The sequence below is a fragment of the Pseudomonas sp. NY15463 genome, assembly GCF_048068415.1.
Lineage (GTDB): Bacteria > Pseudomonadota > Gammaproteobacteria > Pseudomonadales > Pseudomonadaceae > Aquipseudomonas > Aquipseudomonas mosselii_C.
Map to the genome: position 1 here is coordinate 361523 of NZ_JBLUQD010000005.1, position 17847 is coordinate 379369.

Below are 17847 nucleotides of genomic sequence, written 5' to 3' on the forward strand. Positions count from 1 at the left end.
GGAACGCAAGGCCGAATTCGAGGCAGGCTGGCCTGTTGCTATCTATGTCTGTTTCGGCGGCTCGAATATAAACCTTTAGTAGAAATTTCGTGTACAAGAATGTGAGCGATTGTCTTGATCTTCAGGTCAGGGTGCCGATCGAAACCCTCGGCAACGCGCTGGCCTCAGCCAGCGGTCACCTTGGCGAACGCTTCGCGAAAGCGCCGCATGTCGTTCTCGTCACCGACGCTTACGCGCATCCAGTGCGGCCAGCTTGGCCACACACGGCCCACCAGCACCTGCTCGCGTGCCAGGCGCTCGATCAGCGGTTGTGCGTGACTGCGTAAGTCGATCATGAAGCAGTTGGCATGGGAGGCGGTGCAGCGCCAGCCGCGCTCGCCCAGCCAGGCGATGGTGTGATCGCGCAGGCGCGCGTTGTCACGCTTGCGCTGCGCCACGAGTTGGGGATCTTGCAGGCTGGCCAAGCCTGCCAGCAGCGTTGAGGCGGGGGCGACGTTGTCGCCGTCGAATACTTCGAGCCTGGCCAACAGCGGTGCTTGACCGATGGCCAGGCCCAGGCGTGCGCCGGCCATGCCATAGAGCTTGGAGAAGGTTTGCAGCACCAGCAGGTCGGGATGTTCCTTGACCAGATCCAGGCAGCTTGGCGCGTCGCTGAAATGAATATAAGCCTCATCGATCACCACCACGCTGCCGGCCGGCTTGCGCATCAGCAGGCGCTCGATGTCGCGGCGTGGTGTAAGGGTGCCGGTGGGGTTGTTGGGGTTGCACACGTAGATCATCCCGGCCTGAGCGTCGGCTGCGAGCATGGCGTCGATGTCGTGGGCATGGTGCTTGTTCAGCGGCACGCTATGCACCGGTGCGCCGTGGCCTTTGGCTGCTTCGACTGGGGCTTCGTAGGACGGTTCGGCGATCACCAGACTGCGTGGGCCGGTAAAGGCCATGACGGCGTGCTGCAACGCGAGCTTCGAGCCGCAGAAGACGCCCACGTGCGCTGACGGCAGGTCGTGGCGCTCGGCGAACAGGTCGATCAGCCGGTACTGGGCCTTGTAGGGGTAGCGGCCGCTCTGCGCGATACCGTCCTGCATCGCCTTGCGTGCGGCGCTGCAGGGGCCCCAAGGACTTTCGTTGAAATTGATCTGTACCGGGCCGTCCTGCGAGGCCGACGTTGGTGTCTGGCTGGCCCAGCTCAGTTGACCGAGCAGCGGCAGGCTCAAGCCCAGCCCAACCAGTGAACGACGTGAAAGATCTGTCATGTTCAACTTCCCTGTTAGGTGGCAGTTGAACTAGTGACGAATGGTTGCGGGGGCAATTAAGGGTGGCAAAACGCTGTTACTGCCCGGCTACAGCGCCGACCGCCAGCGCCGCAGGGGCTGCGCGCTGCTCTGCGCAGCCCCTGCGGCCTGTGCTCAGAAGGCCAGCTTGTAACCGATCAGCAGCAGCATGGTCGCCAGGCATGGACGCAGCACGCGGTCGGAGATGCGCCCGGTCAAGTGGCTGCCCAGGTAGATGCCTGGCAGCGAACCCAGCAGCAGGTAGCCCAGCAGCGACCAGTCCATGTTGCCCATGCCGGCATGGCCAAGGCCGGCCACCAGGGTCAGGGGTACGGCATGGGCGATCTCGGTGCCCACCAGGCGGCGGGTGACCAGGAACGGGTAGAGCAGGAACAGTGCTACGGTGCCTAGCGCGCCCGCACCGATGGAGGTCAGCGTGACCATCACCCCCAGCACGACGCCGGTGATGACGGTCAGCACGTTCAAGGTCCGGTCGCTGAGGTGGTAGTGGTCGCCAGCGTGCCGGTTGGCGAACGCCTGCAAGTGGGACTTGAACAGGATCGCCAGGGCGGTGAGGATCAGGACCACGGCCAGGCCCTGCTTGATGATCGCGTTGAGCGCGGAGGTGTCGGCGTGCAGGGTGCTGAGGAACCACAGCGTCAGCGCTGCGGCCGGCACGCTGCCCAGGCTCAGCCAGCCGGTGATCTTCCAGTCAATGTTCTTGTTACGTCCGTGCACCCAGACACCGCTGGCCTTGGTGATAGCTGCGTAGAGCAGGTCGGTGCCCACGGCGGTGGCAGGGTTGATGCCGAACCACAGCAGGATCGGGGTCATCAGCGAACCGCCGCCGACGCCGGTCATGCCGACGATGAAACCCACTATCAGTCCTGCAAGGGTGAAACCGAAAGAACCTACATCCATACGCTACTCGAGTGCTCAGCTTGCCCGTGATCGGATGCTTGCCAGCATATAGATTTTTTTATAGCCAAATAGACTTGTTGGTTATTAGGTTATAACAAGCTGCTGACCGTCGCGCGGGCAGAGCACCTGCCCGCGCGGGTTGCGGCCCTTACGGGCGCTTAGATCCTGAAGCTGCCCACCAGCTGCTTCAGACGTCCGGCCTGTTGGCTGAGGGCGTCGCAGTGGCGCAAGGTTTCGTTGAGGTTTTCCACCCCCTGCTGGTTCAGCGCGTTGATCTGGGTGATGTCCAGGTTCAGGCTTTCGACCACGGCGGTCTGTTCCTCGGTGGCGGTGGCCACCGACTGGTTCATGCCGTCGATCTCGCCGATGCGCAGGGTCACGCTGGCCAGGCGTTCACCGGCCTGGTTGGCGACCTGCACGGTCTGCTCGCTGGACACCTGGCTGGTGTTCATGGTGTGCACCGCTTCGCGCGAGCCGACTTGCAGGCTGGTGATCATGCGGTGGATCTCTTCGGCCGATTCCTGGGTACGGTGGGCCAGGTTACGCACCTCGTCGGCGACCACTGCAAAGCCGCGACCGGCCTCGCCAGCGCGTGCCGCCTCGATGGCTGCGTTGAGTGCCAGCAGGTTGGTTTGCTGGGAGATGCCCTTGATCACGTCGAGGATCTTGCCGATTTCGTCGGTGCTGGCATTGAGCGTCTCGATCTGCTCGCAGGACTCGCTGATGCGCTGGGAGAGAGCCGTCATGGCGCTGATCGCTTGCTCCACGACCTCGCGGCCATCGTGGGCTTGCTCGCTGGCGCCACTGGCGTGCTGCGAGGCGTCGGCGGCGTTGCGCGCGATTTCCTGCGTCGCGGCGCCGAGCTCGTTGATCGCGGCGGCGACGCTGTTGGTGCGCATGCTTTGCTCTTCAGAGCCGCTGAGCGATGCATTGGAGGCGCCCACGACCTTTTCCGACAGGTCGTGCACCAGACGGGTGGCGGAAGACACCTCGGTGATCGAGGCGTGAATCCGTTCGACGAAGCGGTTGAACGCAGCCGCCAGTTCCCCGAACTCGTCCTTGTTGGCCACCGTCAGGCGCCGGGTGAGGTCGCCTTCGCCTTCGGCGATGTCCTGCATGGCGCGACCCATGGTGGTCAACGGACGCATCAGGACCGGGATCAGCAAGCCCAGCAGGCCGGCGATGGCGGCCACGGCCACAAGCATGGCGATGATCGCCGAGGTGCGGAACTGGCTGAGCCCTGCATACGCCTTGTCCTTGTCGATCGACAGGCCGATATACCACTGCGCCGACGGCAGGCCGCTGACTGGCGCGAACGAAACGATGCGTTGCTCGCCGTTGAGCGTCACATCCTGCAGGCCCGGCTCGATGCGCAGGTTGGCGCCGGGATAGATGTCCTTGAGGTTCTTCATTAGATGGCCCTTGTCAGGGCTGACGATCACTTGGCCGTCGCGATCGACCAGGAACGCGTGGCCAATGCCGCCGAAGTCCACCGCTGCGAGGATCTCGCTGAGGGTGTCCAGGCTCAGGTCGCCGCCGACCACACCGAGCAGCTCGCCGGTGCCACGCGCTTTGACCGGGATGGCGATGGTCACCACCAGGCCACCGACCGAGGCTTGATAGGGCGGGGTGAGCAGCGTCTGGTTGGCGGTCACGGCCTGGCCATACCAGGGGCGTTGGCGTGGGTCGTAGCCGTCGGGCATCTTTGCGTCGGGGCGTTGGGTGAACAGGCCAGTGTTCTGGCCGAAGTAGGTGAACTGGAAGTTACGCGTGTAGGACGGTTGGTCGATCAGACCCGGTACGTTCGTGCCGGCGCCTTGCTGGGCGATGTCCTGGGCCAGGTTTTCCAGCACCAGGATGCGCCCGCTCATCCAGTTCTGGACGCTGCTGGCAGTCTGCGCGCCAGCTTGGCGCACCGACGATTCGATGTTCTGGCCAATGGTGTTACGTTGCAGGTAGTCGTTGTACAGGGTGAACAATGCAAAGGCCAGGACGACCACGCCACAGGCACTGAGCAGGATCTTATGGCGGAATTTCAGGTTCATGTTTCGAGACCTTGAGCCAGGGAAGGGAGGTCACCTTGCGCTTTTGGCGCATAAGGCGAAGTCAGTCATCACGGTATCGGCTGTACCGGAAAATTGTTGAAGATCGGCCTGTTGCAGGCGATGACTGGTAGGGCGCGCGTGCACTGCCCGGGTGGGGCAGCCGCGAGGGGCTGTCATGACGGGCTCAGGACTTTGCCGTGGATTGTGCGAAGTGGCTCGACCGCTGCGGCGGTTCGCGGTCGTGGGGCAGCCTGCCTGAGCGGGGCATCGCCACCGCGATCAGCGTCGCGGCAGCTGCGTTCTGCGCCGTCGGACCGGCTTGGGCAGGGCTGTGGTCAGACGGGTTGATCCAGGTCCAGCTTGGCTTCCAGCCGGTCCAGATGCTGGTGCATCAGTGCCAGCGCAGTCTCGCCGTCGCCCTGTTCTACAGCGTCGATGATCGCCGCGTGTTCCTGCCACGCACAGTGATCGCAGCAGCGCGACTCGTAGCGGGCGATGATCAGCGAGGTCATCGGCACCAAGCCGTTGAGAAAACGCGCCAGCGGGGCGTTGGCGGCCATTTGCGCAAGCTTCATGTGGAACTCGCCGCCCAGGCGGATCGCCGTACAACGCGCGCCTTGCTCATGGTGCTGGCGTTCGCGTTCCACCAACTGGCGTAACTGGCGGATCTGCGCCGGGCGGGCGCGCTGGGTGGCCAGGCCGATCAGCGTGGTTTCGGCAAGGCGCCGTGCGCTCAGCACTTGGCGGGCCTGTTGTGGATCCGGCGCGGCCAGGTGCGCGGTGTGACTGGGACGTTGTACCACCACCTGTTGGTCGGACAGGCGCCCGAGTACCCGGCGGATCACCGTGCGGCTGACACCGAACGCGTTGCCCAGCGCCTGTTCGGGCAAGGCACTGCCAGGCGGCAGGCGTTGTTCGAGAATCGCGTCGAACAGCCGAGGATAGATCTGTTCTGCCGACAGGCGGGTTTCGCCAGCACCGAGCAGGGCTGGCAGGTGCACGGAAGCTTGGGCGCAGGCGGTCATGGGCGCTCTCCTTTGTATCAGGGGCCTGGGTGGTCGTCAGGAATGTTCAAGGCAATGCCCATGCGCTCGCCCTCGGCGAGGATATGGCGGCGCATCTGCAGGCTGGCCAGGGCGCTGTTGCGATCGCGGATGGCCTTTACCACGGCCTCGTTCTCGCTCAATCGGGCGGCCAGGTGCTCGGGCGAATTGCGCAACATGTCGGCGCTCTGCTTGAGAGCATTGCCAGTCTGTTGCACCACGCTCTGGAAAATCGGGTTGGTGGTCAGGGCGAACAGCGCCTCGTGAAAGGCGATGTAGGCAGTGAAGCCCGCTTCGCTGTCGGCACTGTCGAGGGCTTCGCGCATGTCCATCAGGGTCAGGCGCAGTTGGCCGATGTCGTGGCTGCCGGCCGATTGCGCGACCAGGCCTGCGATGAACGGTTCGAGGGTGTAGCGCAGCTCCAGGACATCGGCCAGGCTGGCCTGGGCGACGGCTTCCGGGGTCTGCGCCTGGGCGAGGTCGGCGTCGAGCACCAGGACGCCCTTGCCGGGCAGCGAGCGCACCAGGCCCAGGGTTTCCAGCACGATCACCGCCTCGCGCAGGCTGGGGCGGCTGATCCCTAGTTGTTCGGCCAGCTCGCGCTGGCCGGGCAGCATGTCGCCGCTGCGCCACTGGCCACGGGCCAGGGCCTGGCGGAGTTTCTCCACCACTGAGTTGACTACGGTCGATGAGCTGATCACGGTTCGCTCCTGAGTTGACGCGCTGTCGCCGCAATGGGCGGAGCGGCGCCTGGCGCCGCCCGCCGGGGGCTTAGAATTCCTGTTGATGGGCCTGGCCCTGCTTGCGCGGTGCCGGGGCGTAGCCCGGCTTGTTGGCCAATACGTTGTTGGCACGTTCCAGGTCGATGTCCTTCTCCCAGCGGGCGATGGCCACGGTGGCGACACAGTTGCCGATCAAGTTGGTCAGCGCGCGGCCAATCCCCATGAACCAGTCCACCGCCAGCACCAGCACCAGACCCACCACCGGGATCGCCGGTACCGCAGTCAGGGTGGCGGCGAGGATCACTAGGGCCGAGCCTGGGATGCCGTGGGCGCCCTTGGACGTCACCAGCGAAACCAGAAGGATGGTCAGCAGGTCGCTCATGGCCAGCGGCGTGCCGGTGGCGTTGGCGATGAACACGATGGCCAGGGTCAGGTAGATCGAGAAACCGTCGAGGTTGAACGAATAACCGGTCGGGATCACCAGGCCCACGGTGGAGCTGCCGATACCGAGGTGTTCGAGCTTACGCATCACCTGTGGCAGCACTGCGTCGGAGGAGGCGGTGCCGAGCACGATGCTGAGTTCCTCGCGCAGGTATTTGATCAGTGGCAGCAACTTGAGGCCTGACAGGCGCATCACGGTGCCCAGGATGATCAGCACGAAACCTGCGCAGGTCAGGTAGAACAGCGCCACCAGGCCGCCCAGGTGTTGCAGCGAGGACAGGCCGTACTTGCTGGTGGTGAAGGCGATGGCGCCGAATACACCGATCGGCGCCAGGCGCACGATCATGCCCATGATGCGGAAGATCACGTGGCTCAGCTCGTTGATCAGCCGCGAAATGCCCGAGGCCGATTCACCCACCAGGTTCAGCGCGCTGCCGAACAGCACCGAGAACAGCAGCACCTGCAGGATATTGTTGTCGGCGAAGGCGCCCACCACCGAGGTTGGAATCAGGTCCATCAGGAAGGTGGTGGTCCCGTGTATGTGCGCACCGCGGTCGGCCAGGGCGCCGGCATCGGCTGTCGAGAGTTGGTCCAGATGAATGTTGGCGCCGGTGCCGATGCCGCTGGTGAAGGCGAACACCAGGCCAATCACCAAGGCCAGGGTGGTCAGCACTTCGAAGTAGATCACCGACTTCAGGCCAATACGCCCGACCTTCTTCAGGTCGCCTGCGCCGGAAATGCCACTGACTACCACGCAGAACACAATCAGCCCGATGAGCATCTTGATCAGCTTGATAAAGCCATCACCTAGCGGTTTGAGCTGCAAGGAAAGGTCGGGGAAGCTCAGGCCGCAGACGATGCCGAGGGCAAGGCCAATTACAACCTGGAGGAATATTGAACGCGAACACCATTTGAGCATGGGAGGAGTCTCTGGTCGGTGTCCTTGCCCCCATAGCCACACGGAGCGAAAGAGCGCAGGACTTAATTATTGTGGTCTTACCGGTTTGTTCACTGCGAGGGCCATAAAACTCCGATTTTTCGGACATTGCAAGCGATTTTGGCCTTACCGGTCTGACCAGTTGTGGTGCGAAAAAGCCGCAATGGCTCTGCGCTGGTGCGCCGAATCGCGCAGCAAGGCCGCGTGAGGTTGGTCGCCTGGCGGACGTTGCAAAGGTTGCGCCAAGCCTCCTTTGGGCGCATTGCAATATGTGCCGGACACCGTAGAATTCTTCTTTGACTGAATAGTCATTCAAAAAAATATCCCGAGTGATTTAGTCATCTTTCGGCTGCTTTCCATCGCTTGGGTAAACGACGCCTGTAGGACGGGCGGCGCGGTGCTCCGGGGCAGCAGGCCTTGCTGACTGTTTCCCTGATCGAGAATGGAGCCCCACCTTGCGTCTGAACCTGCCAGTCAATACGGTCGAGCAGCGATTCCCCGAGCACCAGCGGCTCATTTCTGCCACCGACACCTCCAGCCTGATTACCTATTGCAATGCCGAGTTCGCTGCGATCAGCGGTTACAGCGAGGCGGAACTGATCGGCAGTCCGCATAACCTGGTGCGCCACCCGGACATGCCCGAGGCGGTGTTCGAACTGATGTGGCAGTACCTCAAGGCCGGCCGCAGCTGGATGGGTATCGTCAAGAACCGCTGCAAGAACGGCAATTTCTATTGGGTCAGCGCCTACGTCACGCCGATCCTTGAGAATGGCCGGCTGGTAGGCTACGAGTCGGTGCGGGTGTGCCCGACCCGTGAGCAGGTGGCTCGCGCCGATGCGCTGTACGCGCGCCTGCGGGCGGGCAAGGCGGCGCTGGCGCCCGCTCGGCGCCTGATGTTGGTGGGCCGTGCGATGGCGCTGCCGTTGTGTGCAGGTGCGCTGGCGCTGGGTGTCAACCAGGCTTGGCCGGGCTTGACCGCCCAGGCGGTGACGCTGGCGCTCTTCGCAGGGCTTGGCGTGTGGGCGCAACTCCGTCTGGAACAGCATCTGCGACGCATCGCCGAGGGGGCGCAAAATACCTTTGGTGACGCGGTGGCGGCGCTGACCTACAGCGACCAGGTCGGGGCAGCCGGGCAGCTCGAGCTGATTTTGCTCAGCGAGCAGGCACGCCTTAAGACCGCGCTGGCCCGCCTGGGTGATCTTGCCGCGCAAATGGCCGAGGCGGCTTTGGATGCCGGGCACCTGTCGCGTGGTACGGAGTCGGCCTTGCTTGAGCAGCGTGCCGAAACCGACCTGACCGCCACTGCCATGACGCAAATGGCGGTGTCCATCGGCGAAGTGGCGGGTCACGTGCAACTGACCGCCCAGGAAGCGCACACCGCGCACCTGTTGGCCGAGCAGGGTAGCCAGGTGGCCGATGCCAGTGGCGCGGCGATTCGCGGGCTGGCGGACACGGTCGGACAGATCAACCAGGCGGTGAATGCGTTGGCCGGTCAGACCGGTGCGATTGCCGACGCCGCCGGAATGATCCGCACCATCGCCGAGCAGACCAACTTGCTTGCGCTCAACGCCGCCATCGAGGCCGCCCGCGCAGGCGAGCATGGTCGCGGCTTTGCCGTGGTGGCCGACGAAGTTCGCGCCCTGGCTGACAAGACCCGGCAGTCGACCCTGCATATCCAGGCCATCACCGATAACCTGCGCACAGGCGCCGAGCAGGCGGTGGACATCGCCAGCCAAGGCATTGCCGGCGCCGACCGTGGGGTGGCCCAGGTGGACGAGGCGCAACAGGCGTTGCAGGGGATTCGCCAGGCGGTGCAGCGCATCAGTGACATGAGCCAGCAAATGGCCGCGGCGTCGCAACAGCAGTCGAACGTGGCCGAGGATGTGTCGCGGCAGATCAACGGCGTGGCCGGCACCGTGCAGCAGAGCGCCAGTCGCGCCAATGCTGCGGCATCGCGGGGGCGTGAACTGGAACAGATCTGTGCCGGTTTGCGTGCCTTGGTCGAGCGCTTCAATCGGTAACCAGGGCTTGTCGCCTGGGGGTGTCAGAAACGTTCACGCATAAAAAACGGCACCTGCCAGAGGTGCCGTTTTCATTTCAGGCTGCCTTACGCGTGCAGCGCTTCGGCGGCATACAGCGTGTTCTCCAGCAGGCACGCCCGGGTCATCGGGCCGACACCACCTGGCACCGGGGTGATCCAGCCAGCGCGGGGCAGTGCGGTCTCGTAGACCACATCGCCGACCAGCTTGCCGTCTTCCTGGCGGTTGATGCCCACGTCGATGACGATGGCGCCCTCCTTGACCCACTCACCCTTGACCAGGCCCGGCTTGCCGGCGGCCACCACCAGCAGGTCGGCGCGACCGACGTGGCCAGCGAGGTCCTGGGTGAAGCGGTGGCAGACGGTGACGGTGCAGCCGGCCAGCAGCAGTTCCATGGCCATTGGGCGACCGACGATATTGGACGCACCGACGATCACGGCGTTCATGCCGTACAGGTCTTGCCCGGTGCTTTCCAGCAGGGTGATGATGCCTTTCGGGGTGCACGGGCGCAGCAGCGGGATACGCTGGGCCAGACGGCCGATGTTGTAGGGGTGGAAACCGTCGACGTCTTTGTCTGGGCGAATGCGTTCGAGCAGCAGCGAAGCGTCCAGATGCGCCGGCAGTGGCAATTGCAGCAGGATGCCGTCGACGGCCGGGTCGTCGTTGAGGCGGTCGATGAGGTCGGTCAGGGCCTGCTGCGTGGTATCGCTGGGCAGGTCGAAGGCCTGCGAGATGAAACCGACTTCTTCGCAGTCCTTGCGCTTGTGCGAGACATAGACTTGGGAGGCTGGGTCGGTGCCGACCAGGATCACGGCCAGGCCCGGTGTACGCAGGCCTTGCTCGCGGCGCTCGGCGACACGTTGGGCGATCTGCTTGCGCAGGTTGGCGGCGATCGCCTTGCCATCGATAAGGTGTGCAGTCATAGACGCGTGATTAACCATCGAGAAGGAAACATGAAGAAGCGCGCATTCTCGCACGACACGCGGCGAGGGCAAAGGCGCGTGGTCGGGCAAATGCCCTAAGCCCTTCAATAATTTAAATTTTTGCTAGAAACCTGTTGACGACCCGTGGGGCCGTCTATAAGATTCGCCGCACTTGTCGGGCACTGCCTGGCACGGGTTGGCAAGGTCAGGCAGAATAAGCGGTTAGTTTGTTCAGTCGAACCGTAAGCTTAAGCGCCCGTAGCTCAGCTGGATAGAGCATCCGCCTTCTAAGCGGATGGTCGCAGGTTCGAGTCCTGCCGGGTGCGCCATTAGGCCTGGGCAAGTAAGCAGCAGCCGTACTATGGTGGGCGTAGCTCAGTTGGTAGAGCGCCGGATTGTGATTCCGGTTGTCGTGGGTTCGATTCCCATCGTCCACCCCAGATTTTTCAGGGGCGCCTCGATTGAATGATCCGGCGCCTTTGTTTTTGAGTTGCATGCGGACGTGGTGAAATTGGTAGACACACTGGATTTAGGTTCCAGCGGCGCAAGCTGTAAGAGTTCGAGTCTCTTCGTCCGCACCATGTTTCAGTAAATCAGGTTGTACAACGTAGCACCGCTTCATGGTGGGCGTAGCTCAGTTGGTAGAGCGCCGGATTGTGATTCCGGTTGTCGTGGGTTCGATTCCCATCGTCCACCCCATATTTTTCGAAGGCGCCTTGGTCGTAGACCGGGCGCCTTTGTCGTTTCTGTGCTCCGCCGATCTATATCTGTGCTGGTGGTGCAATGAAATCTGATAGATTTCAGTCGGTTGAAGGTCTGGTTGAACAGTTGGCCGAGGATTACCTTAAATGATCGCAAAACAAGCGCGCCAGGCACTGGCGCTGCAACGCTTCGCCGAAGCCAATCCGCAACTGCTCGAAGAAATCCGCGAGCAGGATGCGCGCGAGCAGGCACAGCAGATCGAGTGGGCATTCGAGGATGCTGCCGATGAGCTGGGTATCCAGCCTTGGGAGTATGCGCTGCAATTGATCGCTGAGTCGCCGGAGCAACTGAAGGCCATGCGACTGGAAACCCACCGCGAGGTGGCCGAAGCGCTGGGGCTGGAGTGGGAAGCATATTGCGAGTTCAACGAGATCGATCCGCAGTAAGGCTTTTTATGCGGTCGCCCTTGAATTTTCTGGCAAAAATCCCATATCTCAGCCAGCTGTCGTTTGTTTGACAAGGTTTTACAGTCGCGTGGCATCAGTGCTGCCGCGCGGGGCTCGTATCAATAGGCTCGACGCCAAGGGGCGCGGGCCTTTCAGGGAAATCGACCGGTGTAGCGTGCCGACATTTCGGGTGGGGTGACTTCTGGTGCGTGAGTCACTAGAATGCTTGCCCTTGATTCTGGAGTCGGGCTATCGCCGGCTAACGTCTGTGCAACGAGGAATATCCATGCAAGTTTCTGTTGAAAACACTTCCGCTCTCGAGCGCCGCATGACCATCGCCGTTCCGGCCGAGCGCGTCGAGAACGAAGTCAACAAGCGTCTGCAGCAGACTGCCAAGCGCGCCAAGGTTGCCGGCTTCCGTCCGGGCAAGGTGCCCATGAGCGTTATTCGCCAGCGCTTCGAAGCCGATGTCCGCCAAGAGGCTTTCGGTGACCTGGTCCAGGCCTCCTTCTACGAAGCTATCGTCGAGCAGAAGCTGAACCCAGCAGGTGCTCCGGCGGTCGAGCCAAAATCGTTCGAAAAAGGCAAGGACCTCGAGTTCGTCGCCATCTTCGAAGTCTTCCCTGAGTTCACCGTTGCTGGCCTTGAGTCGATTGCCGTTGAGCGGCTGAGCGCCGAAGTGGCCGACGCCGACCTGGACAACATGCTGGAAGTCCTGCGCAAGCAGAACACCCGTTTCGAAGTGGCCGAGCGCGCCGCCCAGAACGACGACCAGGTCAACATCGACTTCGTCGGTAAGGTCGACGGTGAGGCGTTCGCTGGCGGTTCGGCCAAAGGCACCCAACTGGTACTGGGTTCCGGCCGCATGATCCCCGGCTTCGAAGACGGTCTGGTTGGCGCCAAGGCCGGTGAAGAACGCGTTGTCAACGTGACCTTCCCTGAGGACTACCAGAACCTGGACCTGGCCGGCAAAGCCGCCGAGTTCACCATCACCGTCAACAGCGTTTCGGCCCCTGTGCTGCCAGAACTGAACGAAGACTTCTTCGCCCAGTTCGGTATCAAAGAGTCGACCCTGGAAGGCTTCCGCGCCGAAGTTCGCAAGAACATGGAGCGTGAACTGCGCCAGGCCATCAAGGCCAAGGTCAAGAACCAGGTCATGGACGGTCTGCTGGCCGCCAACCCGATCGAAGTGCCGAAAGCCCTGCTGGAAAACGAAGTCAACCGTCTGCGCGTCCAGGCTGTTCAGCAGTTCGGTGGCAACATCAAGCCTGACCAACTGCCTGCCGAGCTGTTCGAAGAGCAAGCCAAGCGCCGTGTGGTCCTGGGCCTGATCGTCGCCGAAGTGGTCAAGCAGTTCGATCTCAAGCCTGACGAAGGCAAAGTGCGCGAAATGATCGAAGAGATGGCCTCGGCTTACCAAGAGCCTGAGCAAGTCATCGCCTGGTACTACAAGAACGACCAGCAAATGAACGAAGTCCGTTCGGTTGTACTGGAAGAACAAGTTGTAGATACTGTTCTGCAGAAAGCGACTGTGACAGACAAGTCGGTTTCGTACGAAGACGCTGTCAAACCAGCACAGGCTCCTGCCGCTGCTGAGTAACAGGCTACTCTCGTAGGAAACCTCCACAAGCCAGCCTTCGCGCTGGCTTGTGCGTATTCAAGCCATGACTATTTGGGAGTGAGCGCAGGACATGTCCCGCAATTCTTATATTCAGCAGAGCTCTGACATCCAGGCCGCAGGCGGTCTGGTCCCGATGGTTATCGAGCAGTCCGCCCGTGGCGAACGCGCCTACGACATTTACTCGCGCCTCCTGAAGGAGCGGGTGATTTTCCTGGTCGGTCCGGTAGAGGACTACATGGCCAACCTGGTCGTGGCGCAGCTGCTGTTCCTTGAAGCGGAGAACCCGGACAAGGACATCCATCTGTACATCAATTCGCCGGGTGGTTCGGTGACTGCGGGTATGTCGATCTACGACACCATGCAGTTCATCAAGCCGGACGTCTCGACCATCTGCATCGGCCAGGCCTGCAGCATGGGTGCCTTCCTGTTGGCTGCCGGTGCCGCTGGCAAGCGTCACTGCCTGCCGAACTCGCGGGTGATGATTCACCAGCCGTTGGGCGGCTTCCAGGGCCAGGCTACCGACATCGAGATCCACGCCCAGGAAATCCTCAACATCAAGGCGCGCCTGAACGAGCTGCTGGCCCATCACACCGGCCAGGACCTCGAAACGATCAAGCGCGACACCGAGCGTGACAACTTCATGAGCGCTGCGCGCGCGGCCGAGTACGGCCTGATCGACTCGGTATACGACAAGCGGCAACTGGCATCCTGAAGCAATGCGCCAGAGCGGGTGGGCACGGAATACGCCCGCCCGCGGACTTGAAAAAGCCTGCGATTGCCTTCATCTTGTGTTTCAAGCCTACCGGATTGGATCGATCGAATGACTGACACCCGTAACGGCGAGGACAGCGGCAAATTGCTCTATTGCTCCTTCTGCGGCAAAAGCCAGCATGAAGTGCGCAAGTTGATTGCCGGCCCCTCGGTATTTATCTGCGACGAGTGCGTCGACCTGTGCAACGACATCATCCGTGAGGAGGTGCAGGAAGCCCAGGCCGAGAGCAGCGCGCACAAACTACCTTCGCCGAAAGAAATCAGCACAATCCTGGACCAGTACGTCATTGGTCAGGAGCGGGCTAAAAAGGTGCTTGCCGTAGCGGTGTATAACCACTACAAGCGCCTGAACCAGCGTGACAAGAAGGGCGACGACGTCGAACTCGGCAAGAGCAACATCCTGCTGATCGGGCCGACGGGCTCGGGCAAGACCCTGCTCGCCGAAACCCTTGCACGCCTGTTGAACGTACCGTTCACCATCGCTGACGCCACCACCCTGACCGAAGCCGGTTACGTGGGTGAAGACGTCGAGAACATCATTCAGAAACTGCTGCAGAAGTGCGACTACGACGTGGAAAAGGCCCAGATGGGCATCGTCTACATCGACGAGATCGACAAGATCTCGCGCAAGTCGGACAACCCGTCCATCACCCGTGACGTCTCGGGCGAGGGCGTGCAGCAGGCGCTGTTGAAACTGATCGAAGGCACCGTGGCTTCCGTCCCGCCGCAAGGTGGTCGCAAGCACCCGCAACAGGAGTTCCTGCAGGTCGACACCCGCAACATCCTGTTCATTTGCGGTGGCGCTTTCTCGGGTCTGGAAAAGGTCATCCAGAACCGCTCCACCAAAGGTGGTATCGGGTTTGGCGCCGAAGTGCGCAGCAAGGAAGAAGGCAAGAAAGTCGGCGAGTCGCTGCGTGAGGTCGAGCCGGACGATCTGGTCAAGTTCGGCCTTATCCCGGAATTCGTCGGTCGTCTGCCGGTACTGGCCACGCTCGACGAGCTGGACGAGGCTGCATTGATGCAGATCCTCACCGAGCCGAAGAACGCCCTGACCAAGCAGTACGCCAAGCTGTTCGAGATGGAAAGCGTCGACCTGGAGTTCCGCAGCGATGCGCTCAAGGCTGTTGCGCGCAAGGCCCTGGAGCGCAAGACTGGCGCCCGTGGCCTGCGTTCGATCCTCGAAGGCGTGCTGCTCGACACCATGTACGAGATTCCTTCGCAGAAGGACGTCAGCAAGGTGGTGATCGACGAGAGTGTCATCGATGGCGCATCACAGCCGCTGCTGATCTACGAGAACAGCGAGCCGCAAGCCAAGGCCGCCCCCGACGCCTGATTGGGTAGGGGTTAGCCAAGCAGGAAGGGGCCTTTGGCCCCTTTTTGCATTTCTGGGACTCGGCGCTTGTATTTTCCGGGGGCTGCCCCCACATTAGCCCCAAGCACTATTTCCACCGGTTTCCGGCCACAAGGCCGCTGTAGAGGCGAAATCATGAAGACCACCCTCGACTTGCCTCTTTTGCCATTGCGCGACGTCGTCGTCTATCCGCATATGGTTATCCCGCTGTTCGTGGGGCGTGAGAAGTCCATCGAAGCCCTTGAGGCTGCGATGACGGGCGAGAAGCAGATCCTCCTGCTGGCCCAGAAGAACCCCGCTGACGACGATCCGGGCGAAGACGCCCTGTACCGCGTCGGCACCATTGCCACCGTTCTGCAACTGCTCAAGCTGCCCGATGGCACCGTCAAGGTGCTGGTCGAGGGCGAGCAGCGCGGCGCGGTCGAGCGCTTTGTCGAGGTCGAAGGGCATGTGCGGGCCCAGGTGAGCCTGATCGATGAAACCGAGGCCGCCGAGCGCGAGTCCGAGGTATTCGTGCGCACGCTGCTCTCGCAGTTCGAGCAATACGTGCAGCTGGGCAAGAAAGTCCCCGCTGAAGTGCTGTCCTCGCTCAATAGCATCGAAGAGCCGGGCCGTCTGGTTGATACCATGGCCGCCCATATGGCCCTGAAGATCGAGCAGAAGCAGGAAATCCTCGAGATCGTCGACCTGCAGAGCCGCGTCGAGCACGTGCTGGCCCTGCTGGATGCAGAAATCGACCTGCTGCAGGTCGAGAAGCGCATTCGCGGTCGGGTCAAGAAACAAATGGAGCGCAGCCAGCGCGAGTACTACCTGAATGAGCAGATGAAGGCCATTCAGAAAGAGCTCGGTGACGGCGACGAAGGCCACAACGAAATCGAAGAGCTGAAAAAGCGCATCGAGGCCGCTGGTTTACCTAAAGACGCCCTCACCAAGGCTCAGGCCGAACTCAACAAGCTCAAGCAGATGTCGCCGATGTCCGCCGAGGCCACCGTGGTGCGGTCGTACCTCGACTGGTTGGTTCAGGTGCCGTGGAAGGCGCAGAGCAAAGTGCGTCTGGACTTGGCCAAGGCTGAAGAGATCCTCGATTCGGACCACTACGGCTTGGAGGAGGTCAAGGAGCGCATCCTTGAATACCTCGCCGTGCAGAAGCGCGTGAAGAAGATTCGCGGTCCGGTGCTGTGCCTGGTCGGTCCGCCTGGTGTAGGCAAGACCTCGCTGGCCGAGTCGATTGCTGCCGCCACCAACCGCAAGTTCGTGCGCATGGCCCTCGGTGGCGTGCGTGACGAGGCCGAGATCCGTGGTCACCGCCGCACCTACATCGGTTCGATGCCGGGCCGACTGATTCAGAAAATGACCAAGGTGGGCGTGCGTAACCCGCTGTTCCTGCTCGACGAGATCGACAAGATGGGCAGCGACATGCGTGGCGACCCGGCCTCGGCGCTGCTGGAAGTGCTTGACCCCGAGCAAAACCATAATTTCAACGACCACTACCTGGAGGTCGATTACGACCTCTCGGACGTGATGTTCCTGTGCACCTCGAACTCGATGAACATCCCGCCGGCGCTGCTTGACCGTATGGAAGTCATCCGCCTGCCGGGTTACACCGAGGACGAGAAGATCAACATCGCGGTCAAGTACCTGGTGCCCAAGCAGGTCAAGGCCAACGGTCTGAAGAAAGACGAGTTGCAGGTCGATGTCTCGGCGATTCGCGACATCATCCGTTATTACACCCGCGAAGCCGGCGTGCGGGGTCTTGAGCGGCAGATCGCCAAGGTCTGCCGCAAGGTGGTCAAGGAGCACACCGGGCAGAAACAGGTGAAGGTCAAGGTCACGGGCGAGCAGCTCGAGCACCTGCTGGGCGTGCGTAAGTTCCGCTATGGCTTGGCCGAGCAGCAGGATCAGATCGGCCAGGTCACCGGCCTTGCCTGGACCCAAGTGGGCGGCGAGCTGCTGACCATCGAGTCGGTGGTCATCCCTGGCAAGGGCCAGTTGATCAAGACCGGTTCGCTCGGTGACGTGATGGTCGAGTCGATCACGGCCGCGCAGACGGTAGTGCGTAGCCGTGCGCGTAGCCTGGGGATCGCCGCAGATTTCCACGAGAAGCACGACGTTCACATCCACATGCCCGAAGGGGCCACCCCAAAGGATGGTCCGAGCGCGGGCATTGGCATGTGCACCGCATTGGTGTCGGCTCTTACCCAGATCCCGGTGCGTGCCGATGTGGCAATGACCGGTGAAATCACCCTGCGTGGGCAGGTACTGGCCATTGGTGGGTTGAAGGAAAAATTGCTGGCCGCGCACCGTGGCGGCATCAAGACAGTGATCATTCCTGAGGAGAACGTGCGCGATCTCAAGGAAATTCCAGAAAACATCAAGCAGGATCTTCAGATCAAACCGGTCAAATGGATTGACGAAGTCCTCCAAATTGCGCTGCAATACGCGCCGGAGCCCTTGCCAGATGTGGCTCCGGAGATTGTCGCGAAAGATGAAAAGCGCGACGGCGATGCTAAGGAAAGAATTAGCACGCACTAGTACGTATTCCGTTGGGGGGCTTTGGTTGACAGCATTTTCGGGGCCTTGCTATAAAGCGCCACGCCATTGTCACCAGGCCACC

General features: G+C 61.9%; 13 protein-coding genes, 4 tRNA genes and 1 pseudogene. 11 read left to right on the top strand and 7 right to left on the bottom strand.

Annotation, left to right across the window (positions count from 1 at the left end; genetic code table 11):
- Positions 1–164: 164 nt before the first annotated feature.
- The 6 genes from ACNFIC_RS14920 to ACNFIC_RS14945 all read right to left on the bottom strand — a co-directional run bounded on the left by ACNFIC_RS14920 (position 165) and on the right by ACNFIC_RS14945 (position 7362).
- Positions 165–1253 (bottom strand): pyridoxal phosphate-dependent aminotransferase, encoded by a 1089-nt coding sequence (locus tag ACNFIC_RS14920; protein WP_138220917.1) that lies wholly within the window; start codon positions 1251–1253, stop codon positions 165–167.
- Positions 1254–1406: 153 nt separating this feature from the next.
- On the bottom strand, positions 1407–2192 hold the full coding sequence (locus tag ACNFIC_RS14925; RefSeq protein ID WP_138220916.1) for a sulfite exporter TauE/SafE family protein: 786 nt from the start codon (positions 2190–2192) through the stop codon (positions 1407–1409).
- 158 nt (positions 2193–2350) lie between these two features.
- A complete protein-coding gene (gene mcpA, locus ACNFIC_RS14930) occupies positions 2351–4237 on the bottom strand; it encodes a methyl-accepting chemotaxis protein McpA (protein WP_138220915.1) in 1887 nt (628 codons plus the stop codon).
- Between the two features lie 335 nt (positions 4238–4572).
- Positions 4573–5262: a GntR family transcriptional regulator gene (locus ACNFIC_RS14935; protein WP_138220914.1), complete on the bottom strand. Its 690-nt coding sequence runs from the start codon at positions 5260–5262 to the stop codon at positions 4573–4575.
- Between the two features lie 17 nt (positions 5263–5279).
- Entirely contained in the window at positions 5280–5981 is a 702-nt protein-coding gene (locus tag ACNFIC_RS14940) for a FadR/GntR family transcriptional regulator (protein WP_138220913.1), read from the bottom strand.
- A gap of 70 nt (positions 5982–6051) precedes the next feature.
- Positions 6052–7362, bottom strand: a complete 1311-nt coding sequence (locus ACNFIC_RS14945; RefSeq protein ID WP_138220912.1) for a C4-dicarboxylate transporter DctA — start codon at positions 7360–7362, stop codon at positions 6052–6054.
- Positions 7363–7835: 473 nt separating this feature from the next.
- Between ACNFIC_RS14945 and ACNFIC_RS14950 the strand changes: the two are divergent.
- Together ACNFIC_RS14950 and ACNFIC_RS14955 are read left to right on the top strand one after the other, a co-directional pair.
- Positions 7836–8117, top strand: a pseudogene (locus tag ACNFIC_RS14950) (PAS domain-containing protein); the annotation flags it as partial.
- 174 nt (positions 8118–8291) lie between these two features.
- On the top strand, positions 8292–9401 hold the full coding sequence (locus ACNFIC_RS14955; protein WP_416781378.1) for a methyl-accepting chemotaxis protein: 1110 nt from the start codon (positions 8292–8294) through the stop codon (positions 9399–9401).
- 86 nt (positions 9402–9487) lie between these two features.
- Here ACNFIC_RS14955 and folD read toward each other — a convergent pair whose 3' ends face one another.
- Entirely contained in the window at positions 9488–10342 is an 855-nt protein-coding gene (gene folD, locus ACNFIC_RS14960) for a bifunctional methylenetetrahydrofolate dehydrogenase/methenyltetrahydrofolate cyclohydrolase FolD (RefSeq protein ID WP_416781300.1), read from the bottom strand.
- A gap of 252 nt (positions 10343–10594) precedes the next feature.
- Here folD and ACNFIC_RS14965 point away from each other — a divergent pair.
- From ACNFIC_RS14965 to lon, 9 genes are all read left to right on the top strand, one after another.
- A tRNA-Arg gene (locus ACNFIC_RS14965) sits at positions 10595–10671 on the top strand.
- Between the two features lie 35 nt (positions 10672–10706).
- Positions 10707–10782 (top strand) — tRNA-His (locus ACNFIC_RS14970).
- Positions 10783–10838: 56 nt separating this feature from the next.
- Positions 10839–10923 (top strand) — tRNA-Leu (locus tag ACNFIC_RS14975).
- Between the two features lie 42 nt (positions 10924–10965).
- Positions 10966–11041: transfer RNA gene (locus ACNFIC_RS14980), tRNA-His, on the top strand.
- A 149-nt stretch (positions 11042–11190) separates the two neighbouring features.
- Positions 11191–11490: a DUF6388 family protein gene (locus tag ACNFIC_RS14985; protein ID WP_416781301.1), complete on the top strand. Its 300-nt coding sequence runs from the start codon at positions 11191–11193 to the stop codon at positions 11488–11490.
- Between the two features lie 286 nt (positions 11491–11776).
- Complete coding sequence (gene tig / locus ACNFIC_RS14990) at positions 11777–13090, top strand: trigger factor (RefSeq protein WP_416781302.1); 1314 nt, start codon at positions 11777–11779, stop codon at positions 13088–13090.
- Between the two features lie 91 nt (positions 13091–13181).
- Entirely contained in the window at positions 13182–13823 is a 642-nt protein-coding gene (clpP, locus tag ACNFIC_RS14995; RefSeq protein WP_043213484.1) for an ATP-dependent Clp endopeptidase proteolytic subunit ClpP, read from the top strand.
- 108 nt (positions 13824–13931) lie between these two features.
- The gene (clpX, locus tag ACNFIC_RS15000) at positions 13932–15215 is read left to right on the top strand and encodes an ATP-dependent Clp protease ATP-binding subunit ClpX (RefSeq protein ID WP_138220907.1); all 1284 of its coding nucleotides are present in this window, start codon (positions 13932–13934) and stop codon (positions 15213–15215) included.
- 153 nt (positions 15216–15368) lie between these two features.
- Positions 15369–17765 carry an endopeptidase La gene (gene lon, locus ACNFIC_RS15005; RefSeq protein ID WP_138220906.1) on the top strand — a complete coding sequence of 799 codons (2397 nt, stop codon included), beginning with the start codon at positions 15369–15371 and terminating at the stop codon, positions 17763–17765.
- Positions 17766–17847 lie beyond the last annotated feature (82 nt).

What these genes read in the sequence shown, in the direction of transcription:
- folD (WP_416781300.1), bottom strand. Translation starts at nt 10,342, where the DNA reads ATGACTGCACACCTTATCGATGGCAAGGCGATCGCCGCCAACCTGCGC.
- ACNFIC_RS14920 (WP_138220917.1), bottom strand. Translation starts at nt 1,253, where the DNA reads ATGACAGATCTTTCACGTCGTTCACTGGTTGGGCTGGGCTTGAGCCTG.
- tig (WP_416781302.1), top strand. Translation starts at nt 11,777, where the DNA reads ATGCAAGTTTCTGTTGAAAACACTTCCGCTCTCGAGCGCCGCATGACC.
- clpX (WP_138220907.1), top strand. Translation starts at nt 13,932, where the DNA reads ATGACTGACACCCGTAACGGCGAGGACAGCGGCAAATTGCTCTATTGC.
- ACNFIC_RS14985 (WP_416781301.1), top strand. Translation starts at nt 11,191, where the DNA reads ATGATCGCAAAACAAGCGCGCCAGGCACTGGCGCTGCAACGCTTCGCC.
- lon (WP_138220906.1), top strand. Translation starts at nt 15,369, where the DNA reads ATGAAGACCACCCTCGACTTGCCTCTTTTGCCATTGCGCGACGTCGTC.
- clpP (WP_043213484.1), top strand. Translation starts at nt 13,182, where the DNA reads ATGTCCCGCAATTCTTATATTCAGCAGAGCTCTGACATCCAGGCCGCA.
- ACNFIC_RS14945 (WP_138220912.1), bottom strand. Translation starts at nt 7,362, where the DNA reads ATGCTCAAATGGTGTTCGCGTTCAATATTCCTCCAGGTTGTAATTGGC.
- ACNFIC_RS14925 (WP_138220916.1), bottom strand. Translation starts at nt 2,192, where the DNA reads ATGGATGTAGGTTCTTTCGGTTTCACCCTTGCAGGACTGATAGTGGGT.
- ACNFIC_RS14955 (WP_416781378.1), top strand. Translation starts at nt 8,292, where the DNA reads ATGGCGCTGCCGTTGTGTGCAGGTGCGCTGGCGCTGGGTGTCAACCAG.
- mcpA (WP_138220915.1), bottom strand. Translation starts at nt 4,237, where the DNA reads ATGAACCTGAAATTCCGCCATAAGATCCTGCTCAGTGCCTGTGGCGTG.
- ACNFIC_RS14935 (WP_138220914.1), bottom strand. Translation starts at nt 5,262, where the DNA reads ATGACCGCCTGCGCCCAAGCTTCCGTGCACCTGCCAGCCCTGCTCGGT.